1 protein-coding gene is annotated in these 308 nt (G+C 67.9%); it reads right to left on the bottom strand.

What is annotated here, in order from left to right; translation table 11 throughout:
• The coding region (locus G6R25_RS24765) for an MHYT domain-containing protein (protein WP_336502563.1) at nucleotides 1-292 on the bottom strand (292 nt) is incomplete at its 3' end.
• Nucleotides 293-308: the final 16 nt, after the last annotated feature.

Here is a 308-nt window from a genome sequence, read left to right as displayed (position 1 = left end):
CCGGGAATGGCTCACTGAGTGCGAGCCATCCGATGCTCCGTTGATGGCTCGCCACGAGGGTGAGTCCCAGCGCCGAGACCGCCACGGCGATCAGCAGCGAGACCCCGGTCAACGGCAGGCCGTACCGCAGGTCAAGCCCGTCGACGCGGTAGCCGATCATCCCGATGAAATGCATGGACCAGATCGCGCCGCCGCCGAGAGAGAGCGCGGCTGCGAGAGTCCAGCGAATCCGGGCCGTGCCCTGCGATAGGGGGATCCTGATCGCGCTGACCAGCGCGGCGAAGGATCCCACCACGGCAAGCCCGATG

Source organism: Candidatus Frankia alpina, assembly GCF_902806485.1.
GTDB classification, from domain to species: Bacteria; Actinomycetota; Actinomycetes; order Frankiales; family Frankiaceae; genus Frankia; species Frankia alpina.
Note: the sequence above shows the minus strand (reverse complement) of the source record. Positions and strands in the feature narration are given on the sequence as shown.